25 protein-coding genes are annotated in these 23,295 nt (G+C 60.1%); 15 read left to right on the top strand and 10 right to left on the bottom strand.

Annotated elements, in window-relative coordinates; translation table 11 throughout:
* Nucleotides 1–70: 70 nt before the first annotated feature.
* Genes AAF555_03970 through ccsA form a run of 3 tightly spaced genes read left to right on the top strand, consistent with a single transcriptional unit; the run spans nt 71 to nt 3,808 of the window.
* Nucleotides 71–748, top strand: a complete 678-nt coding sequence (locus tag AAF555_03970; GenBank protein ID MEM6910718.1) for a hypothetical protein — start codon at nt 71–73, stop codon at nt 746–748.
* Between the two features lie 4 nt (nt 749–752).
* Nucleotides 753–1,901, top strand: a complete 1,149-nt coding sequence (locus AAF555_03965; GenBank protein ID MEM6910717.1) for a cytochrome c biogenesis protein ResB — start codon at nt 753–755, stop codon at nt 1,899–1,901.
* Nucleotides 1,898–3,808 (top strand): cytochrome c biogenesis protein CcsA, encoded by a 1,911-nt coding sequence (gene ccsA / locus AAF555_03960; GenBank protein MEM6910716.1) that lies wholly within the window; start codon nt 1,898–1,900, stop codon nt 3,806–3,808. The genes AAF555_03965 and ccsA overlap by 4 nt, the downstream gene beginning before the upstream one ends.
* A gap of 62 nt (nt 3,809–3,870) precedes the next feature.
* On the opposite strand, the gene AAF555_03955 is transcribed toward ccsA, so the two are convergent.
* A complete protein-coding gene (locus AAF555_03955) occupies nt 3,871–4,338 on the bottom strand; it encodes a RidA family protein (GenBank protein ID MEM6910715.1) in 468 nt (155 codons plus the stop codon).
* A 156-nt stretch (nt 4,339–4,494) separates the two neighbouring features.
* Between AAF555_03955 and AAF555_03950 the strand changes: the two genes are divergently transcribed.
* From AAF555_03950 to rplS, 5 genes are all read left to right on the top strand, one after another.
* Nucleotides 4,495–4,959, top strand: a complete 465-nt coding sequence (locus tag AAF555_03950; protein ID MEM6910714.1) for an AP2 domain-containing protein — start codon at nt 4,495–4,497, stop codon at nt 4,957–4,959.
* A gap of 29 nt (nt 4,960–4,988) precedes the next feature.
* On the top strand, nt 4,989–6,614 hold the full coding sequence (locus AAF555_03945) for a hypothetical protein (protein MEM6910713.1): 1,626 nt from the start codon (nt 4,989–4,991) through the stop codon (nt 6,612–6,614).
* Nucleotide 6,615: 1 nt separating this feature from the next.
* Nucleotides 6,616–7,257, top strand: a complete 642-nt coding sequence (tmk, locus tag AAF555_03940; GenBank protein MEM6910712.1) for a dTMP kinase — start codon at nt 6,616–6,618, stop codon at nt 7,255–7,257.
* The gene (locus AAF555_03935; GenBank protein MEM6910711.1) at nt 7,241–8,209 is read left to right on the top strand and encodes a DNA polymerase III subunit delta' C-terminal domain-containing protein; all 969 of its coding nucleotides are present in this window, start codon (nt 7,241–7,243) and stop codon (nt 8,207–8,209) included. The genes tmk and AAF555_03935 overlap by 17 nt, the downstream gene beginning before the upstream one ends.
* A 102-nt stretch (nt 8,210–8,311) precedes the next feature.
* The gene (rplS, locus tag AAF555_03930) at nt 8,312–8,665 is read left to right on the top strand and encodes a 50S ribosomal protein L19 (GenBank protein ID MEM6910710.1); all 354 of its coding nucleotides are present in this window, start codon (nt 8,312–8,314) and stop codon (nt 8,663–8,665) included.
* 21 nt (nt 8,666–8,686) lie between these two features.
* Here the strand turns inward: rplS and AAF555_03925 are convergent, their stop codons facing one another.
* On the bottom strand, nt 8,687–9,118 hold the full coding sequence (locus AAF555_03925) for a hypothetical protein (GenBank protein ID MEM6910709.1): 432 nt from the start codon (nt 9,116–9,118) through the stop codon (nt 8,687–8,689).
* A gap of 23 nt (nt 9,119–9,141) precedes the next feature.
* Here AAF555_03925 and AAF555_03920 point away from each other — a divergent pair, with 23 nt between their 5' ends.
* Nucleotides 9,142–10,014, top strand: a complete 873-nt coding sequence (locus tag AAF555_03920) for a metallophosphoesterase (protein ID MEM6910708.1) — start codon at nt 9,142–9,144, stop codon at nt 10,012–10,014.
* A gap of 53 nt (nt 10,015–10,067) precedes the next feature.
* On the top strand, nt 10,068–10,955 hold the full coding sequence (locus AAF555_03915; GenBank protein MEM6910707.1) for a DUF6268 family outer membrane beta-barrel protein: 888 nt from the start codon (nt 10,068–10,070) through the stop codon (nt 10,953–10,955).
* Here the strand turns inward: AAF555_03915 and AAF555_03910 are convergent.
* The 4 genes from AAF555_03910 to AAF555_03895 are packed head-to-tail and all read right to left on the bottom strand — an operon-like array spanning nt 10,927 to nt 14,041.
* Nucleotides 10,927–11,202, bottom strand: a complete 276-nt coding sequence (locus AAF555_03910; protein ID MEM6910706.1) for a DUF3253 domain-containing protein — start codon at nt 11,200–11,202, stop codon at nt 10,927–10,929. The two genes, AAF555_03915 and AAF555_03910, sit on opposite strands and share 29 nt — an antisense overlap.
* The gene (locus tag AAF555_03905; GenBank protein ID MEM6910705.1) at nt 11,199–12,026 is read right to left on the bottom strand and encodes an NAD(P)-dependent oxidoreductase; all 828 of its coding nucleotides are present in this window, start codon (nt 12,024–12,026) and stop codon (nt 11,199–11,201) included. The genes AAF555_03910 and AAF555_03905 overlap by 4 nt, the downstream gene beginning before the upstream one ends.
* 34 nt (nt 12,027–12,060) lie before the next feature.
* Complete coding sequence (locus AAF555_03900; GenBank protein ID MEM6910704.1) at nt 12,061–13,767, bottom strand: sodium:solute symporter family protein; 1,707 nt, start codon at nt 13,765–13,767, stop codon at nt 12,061–12,063.
* 10 nt (nt 13,768–13,777) lie between these two features.
* Complete coding sequence (locus AAF555_03895; protein MEM6910703.1) at nt 13,778–14,041, bottom strand: DUF4212 domain-containing protein; 264 nt, start codon at nt 14,039–14,041, stop codon at nt 13,778–13,780.
* Between the two features lie 107 nt (nt 14,042–14,148).
* Between AAF555_03895 and AAF555_03890 the strand changes: the two genes are divergently transcribed.
* Both AAF555_03890 and AAF555_03885 read left to right on the top strand, forming a co-directional pair.
* On the top strand, nt 14,149–16,293 hold the full coding sequence (locus AAF555_03890; protein MEM6910702.1) for an AMP-binding protein: 2,145 nt from the start codon (nt 14,149–14,151) through the stop codon (nt 16,291–16,293).
* Nucleotides 16,294–16,690: 397 nt separating this feature from the next.
* The gene (locus AAF555_03885; GenBank protein ID MEM6910701.1) at nt 16,691–17,236 is read left to right on the top strand and encodes a hypothetical protein; all 546 of its coding nucleotides are present in this window, start codon (nt 16,691–16,693) and stop codon (nt 17,234–17,236) included.
* A gap of 338 nt (nt 17,237–17,574) precedes the next feature.
* On the opposite strand, the gene AAF555_03880 is transcribed toward AAF555_03885, so the two are convergent.
* The 4 genes from AAF555_03880 to AAF555_03865 all read right to left on the bottom strand — a co-directional run bounded on the left by AAF555_03880 (nt 17,575) and on the right by AAF555_03865 (nt 20,851).
* Nucleotides 17,575–18,204: a superoxide dismutase gene (locus AAF555_03880; GenBank protein ID MEM6910700.1), complete on the bottom strand. Its 630-nt coding sequence runs from the start codon at nt 18,202–18,204 to the stop codon at nt 17,575–17,577.
* A 104-nt stretch (nt 18,205–18,308) separates the two neighbouring features.
* Nucleotides 18,309–19,004, bottom strand: a complete 696-nt coding sequence (gene cobB, locus AAF555_03875) for a Sir2 family NAD+-dependent deacetylase (protein MEM6910699.1) — start codon at nt 19,002–19,004, stop codon at nt 18,309–18,311.
* A 45-nt stretch (nt 19,005–19,049) separates the two neighbouring features.
* Nucleotides 19,050–19,562, bottom strand: coding sequence for a DoxX family protein (locus AAF555_03870; protein MEM6910698.1), 513 nt, complete (start codon nt 19,560–19,562; stop codon nt 19,050–19,052).
* A gap of 191 nt (nt 19,563–19,753) precedes the next feature.
* Nucleotides 19,754–20,851: an aminopeptidase gene (locus AAF555_03865; GenBank protein MEM6910697.1), complete on the bottom strand. Its 1,098-nt coding sequence runs from the start codon at nt 20,849–20,851 to the stop codon at nt 19,754–19,756.
* A gap of 63 nt (nt 20,852–20,914) precedes the next feature.
* On the opposite strand from AAF555_03865, the gene purN reads away from it, so the two are divergent.
* The 3 genes from purN to AAF555_03850 are packed head-to-tail and all read left to right on the top strand — an operon-like array spanning nt 20,915 to nt 23,189.
* Nucleotides 20,915–21,988: a phosphoribosylglycinamide formyltransferase gene (purN, locus tag AAF555_03860; GenBank protein ID MEM6910696.1), complete on the top strand. Its 1,074-nt coding sequence runs from the start codon at nt 20,915–20,917 to the stop codon at nt 21,986–21,988.
* Nucleotides 21,988–22,611 carry a YqiA/YcfP family alpha/beta fold hydrolase gene (locus AAF555_03855; protein MEM6910695.1) on the top strand — a complete coding sequence of 208 codons (624 nt, stop codon included), beginning with the start codon at nt 21,988–21,990 and terminating at the stop codon, nt 22,609–22,611. The genes purN and AAF555_03855 overlap by 1 nt, the downstream gene beginning before the upstream one ends.
* A complete protein-coding gene (locus tag AAF555_03850) occupies nt 22,608–23,189 on the top strand; it encodes a hypothetical protein (protein MEM6910694.1) in 582 nt (193 codons plus the stop codon). Before AAF555_03855 ends, AAF555_03850 begins: the two co-directional genes overlap by 4 nt.
* The last annotated feature ends 106 nt before the right edge of the window (nt 23,190–23,295 follow it).

The raw sequence follows: 23,295 nt of genomic DNA, 5'->3' as shown, positions 1-23,295 counted from the left end.
CCCCTCCGGCGTAGTGCTAACTGTTCCAAATGCCCTGTTTGCATGAGCTGGGATCGCCCCGCTCACCCTCATGAACCCACCGATTTCCCCAAGCCGTTTTGCTATCTGGACCGCCCTGCTGGGACTGGTCGTTTTGTCGGCTTGTTCGCGGCGAGACCGGACGGTCGAAATCACTGATTCCCGAGAGGTGTCGCCCCACGAACGCGAGATCGATTTCACCGCTTCCCCCGAGAAACGTTTTCAGTTGTCCAACGCCGGGATCGTGCCCTCGGATCTGGAGCAGTCCTCGCCCGCTCCCAGCCCTCCCGCTCCCGCTCCGGCCGGACTCATGGCGGAGACGCCGCCGGGCTGGAAGGCCATTGCCCGCTCTCAGTTTCGGGATTTGAACTACCTGGTCGATCCCTTGGGAGAGATCGAGGCCTACGCCACGTTGACCGGCGGGACCAAGCTGATGAACGTGAATCGCTGGTATGGCGAACTGGGGATGGAGCCGCTCTCTGAATCGGGCTTGGCCACTCTCGAACGCATTCCCATGCTGGGGGATGAGGCGGTCCTCTTCGAGCAGGTCGGGACCTACCGACACATGCGCCGAGGCGACGTCAAAAAGGACTTCAAGGTTCTGGGAGCGGTGGCGGAGGCGCAGAGTGGGCGCTTGGTCACCATGAAAATGTTTGGTCCGCGGGAGGTGGTCGAGGGGGAGAGGGCCAATTTCCTGGCGCTCTGTGCCTCGCTCAAGCTTGTCAATTGAGTCCATGGAGGAGACCTTGAAAATCTGGGGTCAAAAGACCTTCCGGTTCTTTTCTTCCTTCGGCTTGGCCACGGCGGTCTTGGTCCTGATGGTGGTGGTGACTTTTTTCGGGACCATCGCGCAGGTGGAACTGGGAATCTTCGAGGCCCAGAAACGCTACTTTGATTCCTGGATTGCTTTCCATCGCTTCGGCAATGGCTTCACTCTTCCCCTGCCGGGGGCCTACCCGCTGATGCTGCTTTTGTTCGTCAACATGGTCTGCGGTGCCATCATTCGGGCGCGCAAAGGCCCCAAGCAAATTGGCAATCTGATCTCGCACTCCGGCATCCTCTTTCTTCTGGCGGGCGGGTTTGTGGCTCATCATTTTTCGGAAGCGGGCCATATGACCTTGGCCGAGGGGCAGCAATCCAATGTGGTGAAAAGCTACCACAACTGGGTGGTCGAGATTCATGAGCGTGGGAAAGACGAGGTGCTGGTGGTGGGCGAGGAGGTCTTGCGGGATCTGGCGCCGGCGAACTCGGTCACCTTCACCCATTCTTCGCTCCCTTTCGATCTCACGCTGAGCGGCTACCGCCGCCACTCTAACATCGTGGCCGAGGGGCCGGGTGGCTTCCGTTTGATCCCGCTCAAGCCGGTGGCCGAGGCCGAGCGCAATCTGGGGGGCGCGCGCGCCACCCTCGTAGCTGAGGATGGCACCCGGGAGGACTTTCTCATGTGGGGCGGGGAGCTGGCTCCCCATGGCACGACGGTCGACGGCCGGGACTTCGCCATCTCTCTCACGCGCCGGAGTTGGACGGTTCCCTTCTTGGTCCGGCTGGATGATTTCAGCTACAGCTATCATCCGGGCACCAAGAAGCCGCGTGATTTCACCAGCATCGTCTACCGCGAGGAAGCGGGCGAAATCGCCCGCGCGAAGATTCGCATGAATGAGCCGATGCGACATGACGGCTTCACGTTTTTCCAGGCGCAATTTCAAGACTTCGGAAACGGCAACGTGCGCTCCATTTTCGAGGTTTCTCGCAACCCCGCAGACCAGTGGCCGCTCTACGCTTGCATCGTCATTTCGCTCGGCTTGTTGATTCACTTTGTGGTGAAACTTCTGGAATTTGTGGGTCGGTCACGCAAACAACGGGCCGCCCAAGCCATCGCATGAAACGCCTTTCGCTGATCCTGCTCGCTCTCAGCTCCGCGACGTCCCAGGCGCGCGAGGTGGCGGAGGTCACAGGCTATGAACCATGGCCGGAAGAGGCCATTGAGGCTTTTGAGAGCTTGCCTTTGCAGGTGGGCGGGCGGGTCATGCCGGCGAGCACCTTCGCCCGCTTCCAACTGCTGGCGCTGCGGGCCATGGCCAGCATCACGATCACCAGCGGGGGGGAGAAGGTGAAAATCCCAGCTACAGCCTGGCTGATGGATTCCATGTTCCGGCCTGAGCTGGCCAAACGATTGCCGCTCTTCCTAGTCGATAACACCGACCTCCTCATCACGCTGGGCGTGGATGATTTGGGCAAGCGGCGGGACCGGTTTTCTTACCAGCACATTGAGCCGGGCTTGGAACGCTTGCGAAGTCTCGCTTCGCAGTATGAGGGCATCGCCAAAAAAGATCGCTCCCAGGAGCAGGATCATTTGGTGGGCCTGCGAGACAATGTGGTGAGGTTCGAGCAGATCGCGGGGCTCTTTGCCTGGGCCGGGCAAACGATCGAGGTGGACTTTGGGATCGTGCCTGGGCTGGGAACCCAAATCGCTGGCGAGATGTCGGTCAGTCGCCTGCTGCCGGTTCTCATGTTGATCCAGGAAACCGGCGCTGGTGGAGCGGGGATGGAGCAGGCGGAGTTGGTCCGCGTGAGCAATCTTCTGGAGCGCAAGATGAACGCGGCGGCTCAGGTTCGAATGATTCCGCCCTTCGAGAAGGACCTGGAGGATTGGCTGCCTCCGGGTGGGCTGATGTTTCTAGCGGTTTTGGGTCGATTGGACAATCCCATCGAAGCCTTCGAGTTGATCAAGCGCATGGAAGAAATGGCCACTGCTCGACCCGGAGCGGGCTTTTTGGAAGCGCTCGAGGCCTTCAAGGAAGAGATTGTGACGCGGGCCAAGGAACGGGGGGAGTATGCCGATATTCCGACCGAGGTGACCTACAATCGAGTGCAATTCTTCGGGCAGGCCAAGGTTTGGTTTGTGCTTTTGTTTTTGGTTTTGGCGCTCACTTGGCTGGCCCCGGCCAGTCGCTTCGGCCGCTGGGCCTCAACCGGGGCGGCTTGGGCGACGCTCTTCCCGCTCGGCATGTTGATCGTGGGCATCGTGTTCCGAAGTTTCATCCGCCACCAGGCGGCCCCGATCCACAGCCTCTACGACACCATTCTCTTCATCACCGCTTTTGGGGTCTTTCTCTTTCTCATGATCGAATGGATGACCCGCCGGGGGGTGGCCTTGGCCCTGGCCCCGGCTTTGGGCGCGCTGGGGATGTTCGTGGCGAGCCGCTACGAGGTCATCGACGGCGCGGATACGATGCCGCAGCTCCAGGCGGTTCTCGACACGAGCTTCTGGCTTTGGACGCACGTCACCATCATCAACATCGGCTACACCGCCGGCTTGGGCGCGGGTTTTGTGGCGACGGTCTATTTGGTCTGCAAATTCTTCGCCCCCACCAAGCTCAATCGCGAGTTCTTCCGCACGCTCACGCGGATGGTTTATGGAATCATTTGCTTCGGGCTGCTCTTTTCGCTGGTGGGGACGGTCTTGGGAGGGATTTGGGCCAACGATAGTTGGGGTCGCTTCTGGGGCTGGGACCCGAAGGAAAATGGCGCCCTCATGATTGTGCTTTGGCAGTTGGCCATTCTCCACGCCCGCCTGGGAGGGTTCATCAAGGACACCCTCGTGAATATCTGGGCCATGGTGGGTGCCATCATCGTGATTTTTTCATGGTGGCACGTGAACCAACTGGGCGTAGGCCTGCATTCCTACGGCTTCACGAGCGGGATCCAACGCGGGCTGATGCTGAGCTATGGCTTTGCCCTGATCGTGATCGGGTTGGGGGTTTGGGTTTGGATGCGGGAGAAGGAATAGGCCCGGCAGAAGGCGGAGGAGAAGGCCAAAGACGGTTCGCCCGAAGCGATCAAGCAGCCTGCCTAGTCCGAGACCTCCACCACCATGGAAATCTCGACAGCCACGTTCAGGGGCAGGGCATTCACTCCGACCGCGATCCGGCTGTGACGGCCCGATTCGCCAAAGAGTTCCACCAACAGCTCGGAGGCGGCGTCGATGACCTGGGGCTGGTCCACGAAGTCCGGGGCGGAATTGACAAAGCCACTCACAGAAACGATTTGGCGCACCCGTTCGAGATGGCCGAGTTCGGCTTGGATGACAGAGAGGCGATTGAGCACACAGAGAACGGCCGCTTCCCGCGCAGCGGACAAGTCGAGATCCAGGCCGACCTTCCCGAGATAGGACTTTTCCGGGGAGAGCGAAATCCCGCCCGAGAGGTGCAGTTGTTGGCCGCTTCGGACTGCTGGCAAGTAATGGCCGATCGAGGCCGGGGGCGGGGGGAGTTCCAGGCCAAGTTCCTGGAGCTTATTTTGAAGGCTAGATTTTCTCATCTTTAGTGTTTGAGGCAGGTCTTTTTATAGATCAGAGTGTTGGTTGACAGCGCAACTGCTTTGCGAATTCAGACTACATCCAATCGTAGTTTTTCCATCGGCCGGTGTCCCGTTTTTTTGGCTGACGAAAAACCCCAAACCTGAGTCAACCGAACCATGGCAAGACCTAAGAAAGACAGAAACATCACGCGCATCGATTCCACGGTCGCGGAGGGAAAACAGGAAGCACACGGCTACGAAGTCCGGATCGTTCGCCGCGGGCAATCCGTTCACCGCTTCTTTGCGGACAAAAAAGCGGGTGGCAAACGCAAGGCGCTGGAAGCAGCCAGGAGCTTCCGGGATGGGGCGGAGGCCAAGCTCAAGCCGATGTCCCGGAAGGAAAAAGCCAATCTCTTGACCTCCAAAAACACTTCGGGTGTTCCGGGCGTTCGCTGGACCGAAAAGACCATTGCCAAGGGCAAGAAGACCTATGCCTATTGGTTCGCTGTGGCCACCTGGAGCCCCCAAAAAGGGGTTCGCAAGACCGCCAGCTTCTCGTGTGACAAGTACGGAGAACAGAAGGCGTGGGACATGGCCGTGAAGGCCCGCAAAGCCGGAGTGAAAGCGATGGAGGACGCCTAGCGCTTCTTGCTGGCGATTTCCGCCAAAGCATGAAAGCATCCCGCGTGAGGCTTCTCTGTGGGTTCTGTTTTTTGAGTGCGCTTTCGGCCGCCTGGTCGGCTGAAAAGCCGGAGTGGCAGGAGACGCTGCGTGCGCGAGGCCCGCTTTCCATCCTCTACTTCGGAAATCTCGAGGGAGGAGAGCAGCGGCTGGCAGCCTACTTGAGCGAGGCCCTCTCGGAGCGCTTCTACTATGAAGAGGAGGTGGTGGACTTGGCGACCGGTCCGGCGGGAGAGGGCCTTTCTTTTCTCAGTCTTTTCAGCGCGGAAAGTTCTCTTCTTTTGCCGGCAGGGGTCTGCTCTATGGAGCGCATTCTGCCGAGACCGGACTTGGTGGTTCTGTGTTACCGAAAGGAGGAGAGATTCGGGAACGGGTTTTGGCAGTCGGCTATGGAGAGATCACTCGAGGCCTTGGCAGCAGCGGACCTCCCGGTGGTGCTGTTGGCCCCTCCTTTGAGGGGTTCGCCCACGACCGCCGAGGGGGCCTTGGACAGGGAGTCGGTTTTTCTTTGGAAAGCGGCAGCGGCCAAACAGGCCTTGGCACTGCTCGACCCGAATTTGGACGAACGGGGCTTCTTGGAGGGAGGGGGCGATCTTCTTGCATGGGTGAGGCGAGCGGTGGCGCTTCTTTCCGAGACGGCTCCGCTCCCCTGGCGCATTGAGCAAGAGCCTGGCTTCGCCCCCGGGGCTGAGGTGGCGCATCGTTTGCACGGCGGGCCAGGGCCCTGGGGGGAGTTTCGATTGTCGGCGGTGGGCCGGGAGGGATGGCTGGCGCTTGAGGCGATGGCTCCCGGCCTGTGGCAGCTTCCGGATTCTTTTGGCGAAAGCGCCCCTCAATATTATCGCTTCCAGTCGGAATCGCTAGAGGGCTTGTTGGAAGCGCCTCGGGTGGTCGAGCCTTCTGGCCTTTCCCAAGCGAGGGGGGAGTGGGAAGGGCCGACGCGCCAAGCGAAGGCAGGCTCGGGGGCGTCAGCTGGCTTGGTGGAATTTGTGTCCCCGGTGCGGGCTCATGGGGTGCCCTTCGCCTTGGAAACGGGCGCAGGAGGGGATGGCTATCGCGAGGTCGAGATGACTTTGTTTTCCGGCCCGGAGGCGCTCTATCTGGTGTTGGCGCTCCGCCATTTTGATTTGGAGGAGATCGAGGGAAAAGCCTCGGTCCGTCTTCGCCTCTTTCTCGATTCCGCCCACGAGAGCGGGGCAGCGCTGCGTTTTGTGGGTCGATCCAAAGTGGAAGCTTCGCTGGAAGAGGCTCGTCTACCGGTCGTCCCCTTGACGGTGGCCCCTTTCGGAGAGGGCAGCCCGAGCGGGTTTTCGCCCGAGCAGGCCTACGCCGAGTGGAAGACGAAGCGGGATGGGCATCGTCAGCTGGTGGTGGTGCTGAATCGCGCGGTCCTTCCGGGGCTGACTTGGGAGGAGAGCGGGCCGGTGGGTCGCCTCGGCTTGCAGGCCCTGGTCGATTTTTTGGTGACGACCGAGGAGGAGCCGCAGGGGTCCTACCCTGAGGGGCTTCGCTTTGGCATCGTGCCTGATTTGGAGAGGCCTCCCGATGGGGCCACCTTGCCAGTCTTTGATTTTTCAGGCGAGGCAGTGGGTTCTTGGCGAGTGGTCTTGCGGTAGGATGGCAGGGTATTTCATCACGTTTGAGGGCTCGGAAGGCTGCGGGAAATCCACCCAGATTGCCCGCTTGAAGACTCGGCTGGAAGCGAAGGGCCGGCGGGTGGTTTCGGTCCGTGAGCCGGGTGGCACGGCCTTGGGCGAAAAGGTCCGCTCTCTCCTGCAATTTGACGCGGCCGGGCAGGGCATGGCGCCCGAGGCGGAGCTGATGCTGTTCGCGGCCAGCCGGGCTCAATTGGTTCGGGAAATCATCGGCCCCGCTTTGCGAGAGGGGGCGGTGGTCATTGCCGATCGTTTTTTGGATTCGACGGTGGTCTACCAGGGAATGGCCCGGAAGCTGGGCCGGGAAGTGGCCGAGGCTGTCAATGCCCTGGCGGTGGGCGATTGTCTCCCGGATCGGACGTTTCTCCTCGATATGGAAGCGGCGGTGGCCACGGAAAGGGCCCGGAAGGTGTCGGAGGCGGCCGGGGTGAGCGATCGCATGGAGCGAGAAAACGACGAATTTTTCGCCCTCGTGAGGCGGGGTTTTCTCGATCTGGCCGAGGAAGCTCCCGAGCGCTTCCGGGTCATTGACGCCTCCCAGAGCGTGGACGAGGTCAGCCAGGCGATTTGGGCGATCCTACAGGAAGATGGCATTCACACTTGAGAGCGCACGACACTACGCCGGCGAGGCCGTCCGGCGGGGGCGCTTGGCGCATGCCTACTTGGTGACCGGACCGGCCGGAAGTGGCAAGGAGAGCTTAGCCGGCGAGTTGGTGCGCCAGCTGAATGGGGGGGTGGGAGAATCGCTGGATGCGCTTTCGAGTGGCTTGGTCAGGGTCGTGCGGCCTTCTTCCAAGAGCCGCTTGGTGACCGTCCAGCAAGTGCGCGAGCTCGAGCGAACCCTGCGGGTGCAAGCCCCCCGAGGGAAGACCAAGGTGGCGGTGCTGGTGGAGGCCGAGCGACTGGGAGAGGGAGCGGCCAATGCCTTTCTCAAAACGCTGGAAGAGCCGCCTCCGCAGTCGCTCCTTCTTCTTCTGACCGAGGCGCCGGAACAGCTTTTGGACACCATCCGCTCGCGTTGCCTCCAGGTTTCTCTCCAAAGCCGCGAGATCCAGCGGAGCGAGGAGGAGCAGGAGATGGTGGCGCTTCTGGCCGGCCATTTTCAAGAGGGCCGGGATTCGGTGGCGGGGGCCTTGCGCCTGCTGCGCCGGGTCAGCCAACTGCTGGACGGCGTGCGTGCGGAGATCCAAAAGCAAGCCGACAGCCAGCTGGAGGCCGAGAAGGCGACTTACCAAAAGACGACCGAAGGGGATTGGCTCAAACGACGCGAGGAAACCTGGAAAGCCTTGGCCGCTTCCTCGTATCTGCGAGAGCGAACGCGGCTTTTTGACCTGTTTTTGGGTTGGTTCGCCGATGCGGTTCGGCAGCAAGTCGGGGTGTCCATTGGCTTGGAGTTTCCGGAACAGGCGGCCGTTTCGGCGGCCCTGGCGGGGAGGTATTCCCTCCAGGAGCTGATGGAAAAGATGGAGGCGGTGGAGGCCTTGCGGGAGCAGCTGCAAAGCAATGCCCAGGAGACCCTTAGCCTGGAGGCGGGCTTTTTGAAAATTTTCGGGTGATCCCCGCCCCGGATTCTAGCAGAAATCCGTTGCTTCCAGTGACTTTCTCTCTATAGCTCCCCTCCCGCATTCCGCGAACCACCCGCCGCCCCGTTTTCAGTTATGAATATCATCGCCAAAATCGAACAAGAGCAGATGAAAGACGAGTTCACCCCGGTGAATGTCGGCGACACCGTTAAGGTCCACAATCGAGTCATCGAGGGGGGCAAGGAGCGGATTCAAATTTTCCAAGGTCTGGTCATCGCCAAGAGCGGTTCGGGCATCAACGAAGCCTTCACGGTGCGCAAGATTTCCTATGGAGAGGGTGTGGAACGGGTTTTCCCGGTCCATTCGCCCAAGATCGCCAAGGTGGAGGTGACCCAAGAGGGGGATGTCCGCCGCGCCAAGCTCCATTATCTCCGTTCCCGGGTTGGCAAACGGGCCACTTTGGTGAAACAAAAAGAGCCCAAGAAGTAATTCGCGGAGAGCCTATTCGGCTCACTCGGCCTCGTCTGGATAGAGCTGGAGATTGCGCAGGAGACGCTCTTCCTCCACTCCCTGCTGGAGTTCTTCCTCGGAAGCTAGTTGGAACTCCCGTCGCTTCATGGTGGGAGGACCTTGGTCCGCTTTCTCTCCCAAGTCTTCCAGGGACGGCAAAAGCAGCCCCGGTCCGGCGGAGGTGGCGGCCAAGTTTTCCGAGGGCAAGGCCTCTTCCGGGGGGAGGAATTCGACGGCCGGTATCGTGCGGTGGCGGCGCGTCAGGAGCGGTTCTCGCTCCGGTTCCGGGAGTCGAAGATCGAACCAGGAGCTGCCTTGGCTGCTGGGGTTAGCTTGGACCCGGATGGCTTCCAGCGGATTGCTCAAGCCGCACGAGGCCAGCCAGGGGAGGAAAAGAGCGAGCAAAGAACGAAGGGGGGAGAACTTGGCCATGGCGAGCGCCTTACGATGGCGGAATGCCTTCGTCAATTGCTTGCCAGCAGCGGGAAGGAGGGGACTTGTGGGCGGTGATTCTCGATCTGGACTGTGCGCCGCCGCCGATTCGGGTGGTCTCCGATCTCCATCTTGGCCATCCCAAGTCGCGGATTGGGGGGGTGGAGGGCTGGCTGCCTCTGACTGAGGGCGCGGGGACCGTGCTTTTCAACGGAGATACTTGGGAGGGTCGGGTGAAGGAGCGCGCGCACTTGGCGAGCCGCGCGAAGTTGGAGCAACTGCAAGCGGCGCTCGCGCGGCGTGGGGTCCAAGCCCTCTTTTTGGAGGGCAATCACGACCCGTTTGGGTGGGAGCACTCGCTGGCCACCTTTGGGGCGGGGCAGGTGGTGGTGACCCATGGGCATGCCGTTCTGGAGGAGGTTTCGCCTTGGAGTCGGGAGGTCATCTGGCAGCGAGAGGCGCTGCGCAGTCTGGGCCCGGAAGGGCTGCCTGCCTCCTTGGATCCCCTTCTCCGTCGCTTGCAGGAGACGCGCGCCCGCGCGCGCGCCATCAAACCTCTCTCTCGCGAACGCGGGATGGGCTTCAGGCTCTGGCAGCGATTTCGTCCCGATCGGCAATGGCAAATTTTCCTGGCCATCGCCCAAGGATCGAGGCGGGCCATGCAGTTTCTCCAGCACTTCGCACCGGAAGCGCGCGTGATGCTTTCTGGGCACACTCACTGGGCCAGTGTTTTCCAGCAGGGCTCCCGATCGATTGTCAACACCGGGGCCTTCACCGTTCCTTCCCGGTCCCTGGTGGTGGATTTGCAAGGATCGCTGGTCCGGGTTCGTGAGGTCGAGCGGGCGGGAGGGGAGTTCCGCCTGGGCCGGGATCGCGCGGAGATCGACCTGGATTGAGGTGGCGGGGGGTTCGCTTTTGTGGCATGACGCCTTGAAGCGTTTGCTCTGCCATGAAACCATTCCTGTTCCTGCCCCTCGCCTTGCCGCTCTCTTTGCTCGCTTCCCCTTTGGAGGAAGACCAGGTCGAGGAGTCTTTCATTCCCGCTTACACGGTGGGGCAATTTTATTATTCCTGGAATGCGGACGCCGACTTCGATAGCGGAAGCGACGAGTTGGGAAACCAAGAGATCGGCCTGCAAGCGAACGTGCCCCTCTTTCAATACCAGGCCTTGCGAGCGACCACCGGGCTGCGCTTTCGCTACAATCAATTTGAGTTTGATGGCACGACCTTCCCCCTCGGGAACCAGGAACTCGACCTCTATCGGGTGCTCTTCCCTTTCGATTTTTGGACGCGCTTCCAAGAGAATCTGACCTCTTGGGTGCGGGTCATGCCCGGGGTGGCGACCGACTTCGAGGACCTCAATGGGGATGCCTTCGATCTGACGGTGCTCGCGCTCTTGTCCTACGGTTTCGCAGAGGATTGGAAGCTCATCGGTGGAGGCTACTATTCGCAAGACACAGGGGAGGCGGTCCTGCTGCCGGCGGTCGGTCTCATCTGGGAGCCGAGCCCCAACTCCCGCCTCAATTTGACCTTTCCCCGGTTCCAAGTGCTCTTCGCTCCCAATGACGATTGGCTTTTCTCGGCCAGTGCCTACCTCAATGGCGCGAGCTGGAATGTGGAGGATCCCGTGAATGGCGAGTCGGTCCAGCTCAATTACGGCGTGGTCCGCTTGGCCTTGGGAGCGGAGAAACATCTCGGAAACGGCTTTTGGCTCTTCGGGGATATCGGCTACCAAGTGGGGCAGAGTCTCGAGATTGAAGACAGCTCTCGGGTGGCCCTCGATACCGATATCGATGGGAATCTTTTTCTCAATCTGGGCCTGAACTATCGGTTCTGAAGCGGCTTCTTCGAAGTCGAATGGGACCTCGGAACGGTTGGGAGGAGGAAAGAACCTGGCCCTTTTGCGTGATCTCCAAAACGCCCTCCTCAGCCAGTTCTCTGGCCGCGGTCCGGACCACTTCCATCCTCTCCCGCCAACGCTCCCGCTGGAGGTGCTTGGCCGCCTCGCTCGGACAAATGCTTTTGCCTGGAGCGCGCCCGGCAAGCGTCTCGCGGATGGCGGCCTTGGCCTCCTCGAGGCTCACGGTTTCACCAAGCGGATGAGGGAGCTGAAGTCTTCCTCGGCGTAGCCTGCCTCCAGGCCTAGCTGGTAGACTTCGAGCGTCCGGGCGAGCTGAAGCAGGGGCAGTTCTCCGGCCGCTTGTTGCGCCAGGGTGAGGTCTTTGTGCATGTGCTTGACCGAGAATTGGGGGGAGAAGTCTTGCTGGCGAAGCTTGGGTTCCTTGAGGTCGGCCAGTTTGGTGTGGGAGGCATTGTCGCGAAGAATCTTAAAGAAGTCGTCATCTCGCAGGCCGTGTTGGCGGGCCAGTTGCAGGCCCTCGGCCAGCGCTTGGGTGATGGCAGCCACTTGGAGATTCATGGAGAGTTTGACGGCTTGGGCCTGGCGCTCGTCCGGGAGGCGATGCAGCGTCCGGCTGAGGGGCGCGAGAGCGGGGAGCGCCTCCTCAATGAGGGCTTCCGGCCCACCCACGTAAAAGACGGTTTGGCGCTGCTCGGCGATGGGGCCACTGCCGGTGAAGGGTGCCTCGAGGTAACGCCCTCCGTGGGCTTCGGTTTCCTGCCGAAAGTGACTAGCCGCCTCCGGGGAGATGGTGCTGGACTGGATCACGAGCGCTCCGGGTTGGAGGTGGGGGAGAGCCTGTTTCAGCACGGACTCGACGGCCGCGATGTCGCCGACGCAGAGATGCAGGATGTCCACTCCGTGGACCGCTTGGGCGATGTCCGGGGTGAAGCCGGGTGCCTCTGGTTTTGGGCTGCGGTTCCAGGTGCGCAGGGCGCGCCCATCGGCTGCGTGATGGCGGGCCCAGAGGGAGCCGATGATGCCAAGTCCAAGAAGGCTGAGATTCATGAGGAGGAAGGGAAAGGCGGTCGGCCGAGTGAGCCTAGCGTCCTTCTTTACGATGGGGCGAGCGAATGCTTTCGACCAAGTTTTGGACTTTTTCCGGGGCGTCCCCCGTGAAGCGATGCACCACCAGGGCCACCGCGAAGTTCAAAAGCATGCCCAAGGTCCCAATGCCCTCCGGGCTGATGCCCCAGAGCCAATTCTCGGGGTGGTTGGCCTCGGGCTGGAGAAACTTGAAATACACGATGTAGCCTGCGGTGAAGAGGATTCCCACGAGCATCCCGGCGATGGCTCCCTCCCGGTTCATCCGTTTGTGAAAGATGCCGAGCAGAATGGCCGGGAAGAAGCTGGAGGCGGCCAGGCCGAAGGCAAAGGCCACCACCTGCGCCACAAAGCCTGGGGGATTCATGCCGAAGTAGCCGGCCACCACCACGGCGAGGGCCGCACCGATGCGGGCGATCCTGAGTTCTTTTTGGTCCGACATCTCCGGGGCGAAGGTGTTCTTTACGAGGTCGCGGGCCACCGCCGTGGAGATGACCAAGAGCAGGCCCGCTGCCGTGGAGAGAGCTGCCGCCAGTCCTCCCGCTGCCACCAAACCGATGACCCAACTGGGTAGCTGGGCGATTTCTGGATTGGCCAGCACCATGATATCCCGATCCACGGTGAGCTCGTTGCGGGGGAGAGAAGAGGTGGGGTCGCCCGGGTTCCCGGTGTATTGAACCTTGCCGTCTCCATTGTGGTCTTCCCATTGAATGAGCCCGGTCGCCTGCCAGTTTTGGAACCAGGCCGGGGCCTCGTCGATCGGGAGATCACGAGTGGTCAGCAAGAGATTGGTCCGCGCGAAGACCGCCACCGCGGGCGCGGTCGTGTAAAGAATGGCAATGAAGAGCAGGGCCCAAAAGGCGGACAAGCGAGCGGCTGCCACCGTTTTGACGGTGTAGAAGCGCACGATGACGTGCGGCAAGCCAGCCGTGCCCAGCATGAGGGCGGCCGTGATGAAGAAGAGATCGATGGTCGATTTGTTGCCCCCGAGGTAGGAAGCGAAGCCCAATTCCTCGTGCAGGCCTTCCAGCCGCCCCAACAAGGATTGGCCGCTGGCCCGCAGCTCTCCGCCCATCCCGACTTGGGGAAGGACATTCCCGGTCATTTGGAAGGAGATGAAAATGGCTGGCACCATGAAGGCGAAGATGAGCACGCAATACTGGGCCACCTGCGTGTAGGTGATCCCCTTCATGCCACCGAGGATGGCGTAAAAAAACACGATCAACATGCCGATGCCGACCCCGAGATTGACCTCCACCTCGAGAAAGCGCGCGAAGACGATCCCCACGCCCTGCATCTGTCCGCAGACATAGGTGAAGGAGATGAAGATCGCGCAGAGGACCGCCACGATGCGCGCGGTGGTGGAGTAGTAGCGATCGCCCACAAAATCAGGCACCGTGAACTTGCCAAACTTGCGAAGGTAGGGCGCCAGCAAGAGCGCCAGGAGGACATAGCCGCCTGTCCACCCCATGAGGTAGGTGCCGCCATCGCGTCCGGCAAAAGCGATCAAGCCTGCCATGGAAATGAAGGAGGCAGCCGACATCCAATCGGCTCCGGTGGCCATCCCATTGGCGAGCGGAGACACGCCCCCGCCGGCCACGTAAAATTCGCCAGTGCTCCCCGCACGGGACCAGATTGCGATTCCCACGTAGAGGGCAAAACTCGCGATGACGATGCCTAGGGTCCAGGCTTGGATAGCGTCCATGGCAGGCCCTTCACTCGGAGATGGCAAACTCCCGATCCAGCCGATTCATCCGCCAGACGTAGATCGCGATCAGCAGCACGAAGACGTAGATGGAACCTTGCTGGGCGAACCAGAATCCAAGCGGGATGTGGGTTCCTGGAAAGGAAAAGCGGTCCAGCTGATCCACCCAGAGAATTCCGCATCCATAGGAGACGAGGAACCAGACAGAGAGCAAGGCGGCCAGGGTGGCGAGATTTTTTCGCCAATAACGGGCGAGGCAAGGGCTCGAAGACATGGGGTTGAGGGGGGTGGGGAAAAGGCAGTCTCTCCCTGATTTTGAGAAAGGCCAATTCGCATTTGATGCTGATTGACAGAGGAAGCTCGACTTCGCAGATATAGACAATGGTTCACGCACGCTATCTGGGAGAGGAACATCTCCCCGCCTCCGGGGCGCTTCTTTTGCCCAATCGCCTCTCGCCTCATGAAATGACGGGTCTGGCTGAGCACTTCGGCGAGCGGAAGCTCACTTGGCTGGTGGAAGGCGCGAGCCAACTCGATCCAGCCATGCAAGCGATTCTGAATGGCCCGGAAGTCCGGTCGCTCCGCTTCGACGCTTCCGCCCGCCAGCCCGGAGAATTTTATGCCCGCCTGCGCCAAGGCCTGAGTGAGGGGGAATGGCTGGTCTTCGTCCCCGGGAAAGTGATCTGCCGGGCGGGCACGCTCTGGGAAACGCCCAGTGAGCTGCAAGAGTTCCTTCTGGGAGCAGGGGAGCCCGTGCTCCCGGTGTTTTTTGGTCGGCCCGGCAACCCAAAGTTGTCCATCGAAACTGCCAGCGAGGACGCTTCCACGGTGGTCTTCGGGCCGCTTTTGGAAAAAAAAGAGCTGACGGTCGCCCGCCTGCAAGAGGAATGGCTTCTGGCGGGAGAGCGGGCCTTCGCCGAGCGGGAGAGCCTGGAGGCGAGCTTGGCCTACAGTGTCATGCTGGGGATCAAAAAGCATGGCTCCCGACCGGTGGTTTTCGATGGGGTCGACAAGAGCGAAACTGGCTACGACAAGGTGCTGGCGGCCGCCTTGGCCTTGGCGGCCTACGTCAAGAAGGCCACCCGAAAGCCCCGGGTCGGCATTGCCCTGCCTCCTGGCCGGGCTGGGTTGATTGCCAATCTCGCGGTCCTGATCGCCGGGAAGGTGCCGGTCAATTTGAACTACTCCGCTAGCCGGGCCGCGGTGGAATCGGCCATGAAGCAGGCCGATCTCGACCGCTTCCTCACGGTCGATCTCTTCGTCCGAAAGCTCCAGAGTTTCCCTTGGCCTCCGAATCGCCATCTCATTTTTGTGGAACGAGTGCTGCCAAAAATGAAGCCCAAGATCATCGGATGGCTTGTCCTCTCGAAACTTCTCCCAGTCGGCCTCCTGGCCTCGTTGGCAGGCGTCGCCAAAAGAGGAGGGGACGAGGAAGCGGTCCTTCTTTTCACGAGCGGCTCTTCGGGAGATCCCAAGGGCGTGGTGCTAACCCATCGGAATGTCCTCAGCAATGTCATTCAATTCGCGACCCGTCTCGACCAGTCCGATGAGGATGTGGTCTTGGGCACCTTGCCGCTTTTCCATAGTTTTGGTTGCACCGTCACGCTTTGGTTTCCCTTGATGGAAGGCCTCAGTCTGGCGACGTTTCCCACGCCGCTGGAGGTCCCGAAGATCGCCGACCTGATTGAGAGACGGAAAGCCACCCTCCTGCTCTCGACCCCCACTTTCCTGCGTGGCTACCTTCGCAAGGTCGATCCGGAGAAGCTCCGTTCGGTCAAACTTTGTGTCACGGGGGCCGAAAAGCTGCCGCCGGCCGTGGCCGAGGCTTTTGAAAAGAAGTTCGGGATCGAAGTCTGCGAGGGGTATGGCCTGACCGAGACCTCGCCCGCGACCAATGTCAATCTGCCAGACCTCCCGGCAGCCGACGGCTACCCGGTCATCCCTTCTCGCCGCCTGGGTTCCGTCGGGCAGTTGCTGCCCGGACTGGCGGTGCGCATCACCGACACTTCGACCGAGGCGCCCCTGCCCTTGCACGAACAGGGCATGATCTGGTTTAAGGGCGGGAACGTCTTCCCGGGCTACTACCAGCAGCCAGAGAAAACGGCGGAGGTCTTCGAGGGCGATTGGTTTCGGACGGGGGATATTGGAAGGTTCGACGAAGACGGCTTCCTATATATCGAAGGCCGGCTTTCCCGCTTCTCGAAGATCGGGGGGGAAATGATTCCGCACGAAACGGTCGAGATCGCCATCATGAAGGAACTGGGCATCGATGAGGATGCGGAACGCAAGGTCGTCGTGATGGGGGCCCCGGATGAGGCCAAGGGCGAGATGCTGGTCTTGCTCTCGACCATCGCCGGAGAGACGGTCAACCAGGAGATGATCGACTTGCGGTATCGCCTGATCGAAAATGATTTTCCCTCCCTCTGGATTCCCAAGAAGCTGGTGAAGGTGGAAGAAATTCCGGTGCTGGCTTCTGGAAAGCTCGACTTGAAGCGCTGCCAGGAATTGATTGAGAAGGTGGTGTAGCCCGCACGGAGCTCGGAATTTTAGGATCTATAGCTCCGGTAGAAACCGAGTCCTTTGGTGCGATGAGTTACCCAGAGGCAATTCTGCAGCTTGGTATTATCCAGTCGTGCAGTTCACGTATGCGGAAACGCCCCATCAACAGGTTTGCGAGTTCGTTCTGTTGAACGGTCCAGTGGGCGCTAGAGTTCCTCTATTGATTGATCCCGTTTCACAGAAAGCTCGGATTTCGACCTTTCGACATCGATGGGTTGCGACTATTCTGATGGTAATTGGAACAGTGGTTTTTTTGTCTTTTGCGGCTTTAGCCCGCTATGTAGAAAGCAGCTGAACGATTGGTGCAGTCTTGGTTGGAAGTGTTTGTTTGGGCTAATCGAGGACCTTGAGTTACTACAGAGTCATGCACGAGTGGAAAGGAATCGAGGCAGCGGCAAAAGCTTGTGGTTTGCCTTACCTCCTTGTTGGGGGCCATGCGGTGAACGCTCGGGGGTTCTCTCGGGTTACCAAGGACATCGATATCGCGATCTGCCGAAAGGACTGGTTCGGTTGGAAGCATGCGTTGGAACAGGCTGGTTGGAGTTGTCAGGCTAGAAACATCAACTTTGGCGTGTTCTCGATGGTGAGTGAGCCGACGGTAAAGATGGATCTGATGTTGCTCGAAAAGGAGACTTTTGGGAAGCTGAGTAGCAAGGCAGATGAGATTGATTATGATGGGTTTCATGCTCGCGTTCCGGATTCACTGGACCTGGCTGCGATGAAGATTCATGCGCTGGAGCAGCACCGATTGCAGACGGGCATGGCGCAAGGCAGAAAGAATGATGTCCCGGATATCCGCTATCTTTTGGGTAGTGTCGGAATCTCGATGGACTCACCGAAGTTTCAGGCGATCATCAACCGTTATGGAAGCCCGGAAGTCGCCAAGCTCCTCCGAGAGGGATTTGAATGAGTTCGTTCAGAGGCTCGATAGCTTGGAGTTAACGGTGTTCCATGGGGAGTGGCCAGAATCGCCACCCCTGACCCGGAAGGATATTGCCGAGATACGCGATCGACGGTTCACGATCGAAGAGATTCATGAGTTGTCGCCGAATGATCCCAAATTCGGTGCGCCTTTTATTTTGGAGTAGCGCTTTTGAGTGAAGGGTGGAGGCGCTCTTGGGATGGAATGATGGCCCCGGCGAGCCGGGGCTCTCCCAAAGCGGCGGCAAGCCGCCGCACTCCAAGGCGTCTCCATAAAAAAGGCGCGACCGCTTGTCGCAGTCGCGCCTTGGAGAAAGTTCTCGTGGTTCAGCCTTTGGCGGCGGCGTAGCGCTCGGCCACGGCGTCCCAGTTGATCACGTTCCAAATGGCAGCCAGGTAATCAGGGCGCTTGTTCTGATACTTCAGGTAGTAGGCGTGCTCCCAAACATCCACCCCGAGAATGGGGACGCAGCCACACTGGTCGAACTCTTTTCCCATGAGAGGGTTGTCTTGGTTCGGGCTGCCGCAGATGCAGACTTTGCCGTCGGCTTCGGCCGCCAGCCAAGCCCAGCCGGAACCAAACTGTCCCACGCCCGTGGCCGCGAACTTTTCTTTGAAGGCATCGAAGGAGCCAAAGGTGGAATCAATAGCGGCGCCCAGCTCCCCGGTGGGGGCGCCTCCGGCATTCGGTCCCAGGACCGACCAAAAGAGACTGTGATTGAAGTGCCCTCCGCCATTGTTGCGCACCGCAGTCCGGATCCCGGCCGGAAGGGTTGCCAGGCCGGTCATGAGTTCCTCGATCGATTTGTCGGCGAATTCGGTTCCTTCGACCGCGGCGTTCAGCTTGCTGACATAGGCCGCGTGGTGCTTGCCATGGTGGATTTCCATGGTGGCGGTGTCGATATGCGGTTCGAGGGCTTCTTTGGCGTAAGGAAGATCAGGGACGGAGAAGGCCATGGCAGAGTGATTGGATTGGGTGGTGGTGTTTGCAGTGGGGAGCCCCATTTTCGGCTCCAGTTCGCTACCGCATACGAGCAAAGGGTCCCTTTGGCAACGGGAGATCAGTCTCGAAGAAAGTTCTCAACCCATCCCGGCAAGAGATCGCCACTTCGGCCGAGGTGGTGTTCGTGAAAGGCATCGCTGATCTCGGTCGCGGAGAGATTGAATTCGATGCAACGAGCCCCTCCTTGGTAGCGGGCGCTTTCGACAAAACCAGCTGCCGGGTAGACGTGGCCGGAGGTGCCGATGGCCAAAAACAAGTCGCAGCGAGAGAGGGCTGCGCCGATGCGGTCGAGTTCCAGAGGCATTTCACCGAACCAGACCACATGGGGTCGCAGCGAATCGCTTTCTCCACAGCCGGGGCAGCGGGAGCCGACCACGATCTCCTCGTCCCAAGGCACCAAGAAACCACAGGCCAGACAACGGACCTTTCGCAGCTCGCCATGCAGATGGATCAAATTCTGGGAGCCAGCCCGTTCGTGCAGATCGTCGATATTCTGAGTCACCAAAAGAAACTCGCCCTCCCATTCTTTCTCCAAGCGGACCAGAGCCCGGTGGGCGGCGTTGGGCTGGATGTCTCCGTGGACTAACTGATGACGCCTCGCGTTGTAGAATCGCTGGACGAGTTCCGGGCGGCGGACAAAGGCCTCTGGCGTGGCCACGTCCTCAATCCGGTGGTTTTCCCAGAGGCCCTCGGCATCGCGGAAGGTGGCTAGGCCGCTTTCCGCGGAGATCCCCGCGCCTGTCAGCACCACCATCCGCATAGCGAATGCTTACGAGAAAAGCGCGAGCTTGGCCAGCGGTCAGGAGTCCGGCGTGAGATTTCTTTTCTTTCTTCGGAACGGCTCGGATTTGACACTTCCTCCGATCGCGATGGCAGCGGCGATGATGACGAGGTTCTTAATGATGTATTGGCCCTCGAGAGTGGGCACGAGCGGTTTACCCGCTGCTTGGAAGGTGACGTCGGGAAGCATCACCAGCGGGAGGAAGGTTCCGCCCATTTGGATGGCGAGCAAGGCCACGGCCAAGCGGGTGGTTCGGCGGAAGAGGAAACAAATCCCGATCGCCACTTCCCACCAACCGATCATTATCAACCACGCTTTCGGGCCGAAGACCGGGATCCAAGCCACCGTCGCGAAGAGAAGGTCTTCCGCGGGAGACAATCGCAGTGGTTTGAGAAGCCCGAACCAAACAAAGACGATGGCGAGGGCCCAGCGGAGGGCGGGCTGGCCATACTTGGACATCCAGCGGGTGATGACCGCATCCAGTTTGATATAGGTTGATTCAAAGCGCCCTACGACTTCGTCTATGCTCATCCTGCTTCTCTTTCGTATCAATGACCCATGGTTCATCCGTGGGTGTTGGTTGAAACGCTGCCGGGGGAAGAGGGGTTGCAGACCTTTAGAAAGAAGTCGGTGGGGTGGAAGACCGCAAGCTGCGTTCGCCGCTAGTTTGGCACGATTGGAAGCCAAGAGCCCGCAAGTCATGGGCGCGGGTTTCCCTACGATTAGTTGAGCGCCTGCAAGCTCTTGGGGAGGAACTTGCCGTCCTGGCGCAGCAGCTTGCCGTCGAACTTGATTTCACCCCCGCCGTAGTCCTTTCTTTGGATGCACACCATATCCCAGTGGACTTTGGAGCGGTTGCCATTGTCGGCCACGCCTTCGTAGGCCTGGCCGGGGGTGAAGTGAAAACTGCCGTCGATCTTCTCATCGAAGAGGATGTCCCGCATAGGGTGCTTGACCTCGGGGTTCACTCCGATCGCGAATTCCCCGATGAAGCGGGCGCCGGCGTCGGAGTCGAGAATCTTGTTGAGCGCTTTGCTGTTGTTGGCAGTCGCTTGCACGATTTTTCCTTTTTCGAAGGTTAGCTCGATGTCGTCGAAGGAGATGCCGCGGTAGAGGGTCGGGGCGTTGTATTTGAGGACACCTTCCACGCTGTTTTTGACCGGGGCGGAGAAGACTTCGCCGTCGGGGATGTTGTAGTTGCCCGCGCAGACGATCGATTCCATGTCCTCGAGGGAAAACCTGAGGTCGGTGCCCGGGCCGGTGATGTGCACTTCCCGCGCCTTGTCCATGAAGCGCTTGAGGGCCTTCATGGCAGGCACCATCGATTTGTAATCGAGCAAGCAGACCCGGAAGTAAAAGTCCTCAAAAGCCTGCGTGCTCATGTTGGCTTGCTGCGCCATGGAGGGCGTCGGCCAGCGGAGGACACACCAACGGGTCTTGTTGACCCGGTAGTTGAGAACCGGGCGAAGTTTGCTCATGACCAGGTCCATCCGGCCTGAGGGAACATCGGAGAGTTCATTGATGTTTTCGGCTCCTCGCACGGCGATGTAAGCGTCCATGCCCTTCATTTGAGCGAGGAGGTGCTTGCCGGTGAATTCATATTGGCTCTCGGTGGCCCCCTGCATCAGCTCGCGGGTGATGCGGCCATGGTGAAGTTGGATGAAGGGTTCTGCTTTGACGGCTCGGACTTCGCGAAGGAGGGCCAGGGCGAATTCGTCGGGGGTGTCATGGAGATCCAAGAGAATGCGCTCACCGCGTCGCAGGCTGACGGAGTAGCGGACGAGTTGGCGGGCCAGTTTGTCAAAGCGAGGATCGTGCATGCAGAGGATTTGGCAGTTGTGGACCGAGGGAATGTGTTGCCTTGTTGGCGACCTCCGCAAGTCATGGATTCTCCCTTTCTCTCTTCGTGGTCGGACGTGGCGGCCCTTCGCGAACAGCTGGGCCGCGAGGGCCGGAAGCTGGTTTTCACCAATGGCTGCTTCGACCTCCTCCACGCCGGGCATGTCCGCTACCTCCAGGAAGCCCGCGATCTCGGCGATGCCCTCGTCATCGCCCTGAACACGGACGATTCCGTGCGGGCCCTCAAGGGGCCGAGCCGCCCCGTCCATGCCTTGGTGGACCGGGCGGAAGTCTTGAGAGCCCTTCGAAGTGTGGATCGAGTGGTGGCCTTTTCGGGGGAGCGATGCACCGAGGCCATTCAAGCCATCCAACCTCAGGTCTATGCCAAGGGGGGCGACTACACCCTGGACTCGCTCCATCCCGAAGAAAGGAGCGCGCTCGAGGCCGGTGGTTCGGAAATCCATCTCCTCTCTCTCGTCCCGGGGAAGTCCACCACGGCCACCCTGCAAAAACTGAAGTCGCCCGCTGCCAAAAAATTCCGCTTGGGCGTGCTTGGTTCTGGGAATGGCTCCAATCTCCGCGCGATCTTCGCCGCGCTCAGCAAAAGGCGGCTGGTGGGGGTGGAGGTCGCCCTGGTCATTTCCGATCAGAAGGAAGCCCGTATCCTCAGTCGCGCGGAAGACCAGAATGTCCCGGCCGTCTTCGTCGATCCCGGCCCTTACCAAACCAAGTTGGGCCAGCCAGCCCAGAAAGAAATCGTGGATCGATTGAAAGCCGCCGAAGTCGATTTGGTGGTGCTGGCCGGCTTCATGCGCTTGGTGAAGGAACCACTTCTGAGTGCCTTCCCCAATCAGATCATCAACATCCACCCCTCTCTTCTCCCGAAATACAAAGGGCTGGCTGCCTGGAAGCAGGCTTTGGACGCCGGGGAGAGCGAAACCGGCTGCACCGTCCACTACGTCGATGAAGGCATGGACACCGGGAGGATCCTGGCCCAGGCCAAAGTTCCCATTCAGGAAGGGGACACCCCGAAAACCCTGCACGCCCGCATCCAAAAAGTGGAGCACGTGCTCTACCCTCGAGTCATCGGGGAGTTGGCGGCCAAGTCCTCTTCCTGATGCGCTATCTCTATCTTCATGGCTTCGGTTCGGGTCCTTCTTCGGCCAAGGCCCAGTTTTTCAAGGAACAGCTCGCTCAAGAGGGGCTAGAGCTGGAGATTCCAGAGTTGGTGCCGGGCGATTTTTCAGCGCTCTCGATGACGGGGATGCTGGCCGTCTTGGAAGCGCAGCTGGGCGGGGCCCCTTCTTGCCTCATCGGCTCCAGTTTGGGTGGATTTTTGGCCGCCCTCTACGCGAGTCAGCATGAGACGGTCGAACGGCTGGTCCTCTTGGCTCCAGCCTTCGGTTTTCCGCGGCGCTGGCGAGGGAAGTTGGGGGAAGAGGCCTTCGCCGACTGGCGTTCGAGTGGTCGCCTGAAGGTCTGGCACTATGCAAGCGACCGGGAAGCGGAGGTCGGTTTCCAACTTTACCAAGATGGTTTGCACTACCTGGAGGAGCCGGAGGTGAGGCAGGCGACCTTGGTGATTCACGGTCGCCAGGACGAGACCGTCCCAGTGGAATGGTCGCGGCGCTGGTCTCAAGGGAAGGAAAACGTTTCTTACCGAGAGGTCGAAAGCGATCATTCTCTCACCGATGTGCTTGACGGGATCGCCCCCGAGGTGATTTCTTTCCTCACGTCATGAGCCAAGCCCCGAAGAAACGTTCCTGCTTCCTGCCGCTCCTGGTGGTTCTGCTGCTCTTAGCGGGGGGAGTGGCCCTAGCTTGGTGGTGGTTCCATCGACCGATCGATCCGGTGGTGCTCACCCCGCCCGAGAAAAAGGTAGTGGAAGAAAAACTGCAGGAGGCCAAGCCGACGGCCGAGTCAGCGTATCGGCCGGGCGCCAAAGAAATTGTGCTCACGCAGCGCGAGATCAATGGCCTCTTGAACGAATACACCGAGATCGAAAAGGAGTTCCAATTCCAATTTGAGGAAGGCGAGGTCTTTGCCCGACTCCGCAAGAAACTAGGCCCAGAGGTCCCGTTCCTCGGCGGCCGGACTTTGGCAGCCAGGGCGCGGTTTTTGGTTCGGGAGGTCAAGAATCGCCCCGTCTTGATCTTGGACGATGTCACGGTCTGGGGCGTTTCTCTGCCCAATGAATGGCTCGGTGAGATCAAGGGAAAAGACCTTCTCGGCGAAATGCTCAATGCGGCCGGGGGCGTCCCAGGCGTCGAAGGCATTCGAGTGGAAAAAGGACGAATGATCCTTCGGCTCGCCGATTGATTCGTTTCTGAGAAGGATTCCCCGATTCGGTCCGCTTTTTCCCGCCCGCTTTGCCATGTCCTCCCAGGTGGGGTCCTTCCGCTGAGCCGCCCTAGTCACGAGGGCA

This window comes from Verrucomicrobiota bacterium (genome assembly GCA_039027815.1).
In the GTDB taxonomy this organism is placed as follows: Bacteria; Verrucomicrobiota; Verrucomicrobiia; order Verrucomicrobiales; family JBCCJK01; genus JBCCJK01.
This window is presented reverse-complemented; position numbering and strand designations above follow the sequence as displayed.

Coding starts and splice junctions, on each gene's coding strand:
- AAF555_03970 (MEM6910718.1), top strand. CDS start 71: ATGAACCCACCGATTTCCCCAAGCCGTTTTGCTATCTGGACCGCCCTG.
- AAF555_03965 (MEM6910717.1), top strand. CDS start 753: ATGGAGGAGACCTTGAAAATCTGGGGTCAAAAGACCTTCCGGTTCTTT.
- ccsA (MEM6910716.1), top strand. CDS start 1,898: ATGAAACGCCTTTCGCTGATCCTGCTCGCTCTCAGCTCCGCGACGTCC.
- AAF555_03955 (MEM6910715.1), bottom strand. CDS start 4,338: ATGAGAAAATCTAGCCTTCAAAATAAGCTCCAGGAACTTGGCCTGGAA.
- AAF555_03950 (MEM6910714.1), top strand. CDS start 4,495: ATGGCAAGACCTAAGAAAGACAGAAACATCACGCGCATCGATTCCACG.
- AAF555_03945 (MEM6910713.1), top strand. CDS start 4,989: ATGAAAGCATCCCGCGTGAGGCTTCTCTGTGGGTTCTGTTTTTTGAGT.
- tmk (MEM6910712.1), top strand. CDS start 6,616: ATGGCAGGGTATTTCATCACGTTTGAGGGCTCGGAAGGCTGCGGGAAA.
- AAF555_03935 (MEM6910711.1), top strand. CDS start 7,241: ATGGCATTCACACTTGAGAGCGCACGACACTACGCCGGCGAGGCCGTC.
- rplS (MEM6910710.1), top strand. CDS start 8,312: ATGAATATCATCGCCAAAATCGAACAAGAGCAGATGAAAGACGAGTTC.
- AAF555_03925 (MEM6910709.1), bottom strand. CDS start 9,118: ATGGCCAAGTTCTCCCCCCTTCGTTCTTTGCTCGCTCTTTTCCTCCCC.
- AAF555_03920 (MEM6910708.1), top strand. CDS start 9,142: ATGCCTTCGTCAATTGCTTGCCAGCAGCGGGAAGGAGGGGACTTGTGG.
- AAF555_03915 (MEM6910707.1), top strand. CDS start 10,068: ATGAAACCATTCCTGTTCCTGCCCCTCGCCTTGCCGCTCTCTTTGCTC.
- AAF555_03905 (MEM6910705.1), bottom strand. CDS start 12,026: ATGAATCTCAGCCTTCTTGGACTTGGCATCATCGGCTCCCTCTGGGCC.
- AAF555_03900 (MEM6910704.1), bottom strand. CDS start 13,767: ATGGACGCTATCCAAGCCTGGACCCTAGGCATCGTCATCGCGAGTTTT.
- AAF555_03895 (MEM6910703.1), bottom strand. CDS start 14,041: ATGTCTTCGAGCCCTTGCCTCGCCCGTTATTGGCGAAAAAATCTCGCC.
- AAF555_03890 (MEM6910702.1), top strand. CDS start 14,149: ATGGTTCACGCACGCTATCTGGGAGAGGAACATCTCCCCGCCTCCGGG.
- AAF555_03885 (MEM6910701.1), top strand. CDS start 16,691: ATGCACGAGTGGAAAGGAATCGAGGCAGCGGCAAAAGCTTGTGGTTTG.
- AAF555_03880 (MEM6910700.1), bottom strand. CDS start 18,204: ATGGCCTTCTCCGTCCCTGATCTTCCTTACGCCAAAGAAGCCCTCGAA.
- cobB (MEM6910699.1), bottom strand. CDS start 19,004: ATGGTGGTGCTGACAGGCGCGGGGATCTCCGCGGAAAGCGGCCTAGCC.
- AAF555_03870 (MEM6910698.1), bottom strand. CDS start 19,562: ATGAGCATAGACGAAGTCGTAGGGCGCTTTGAATCAACCTATATCAAA.
- AAF555_03865 (MEM6910697.1), bottom strand. CDS start 20,851: ATGCACGATCCTCGCTTTGACAAACTGGCCCGCCAACTCGTCCGCTAC.
- purN (MEM6910696.1), top strand. CDS start 20,915: ATGGATTCTCCCTTTCTCTCTTCGTGGTCGGACGTGGCGGCCCTTCGC.
- AAF555_03855 (MEM6910695.1), top strand. CDS start 21,988: ATGCGCTATCTCTATCTTCATGGCTTCGGTTCGGGTCCTTCTTCGGCC.
- AAF555_03850 (MEM6910694.1), top strand. CDS start 22,608: ATGAGCCAAGCCCCGAAGAAACGTTCCTGCTTCCTGCCGCTCCTGGTG.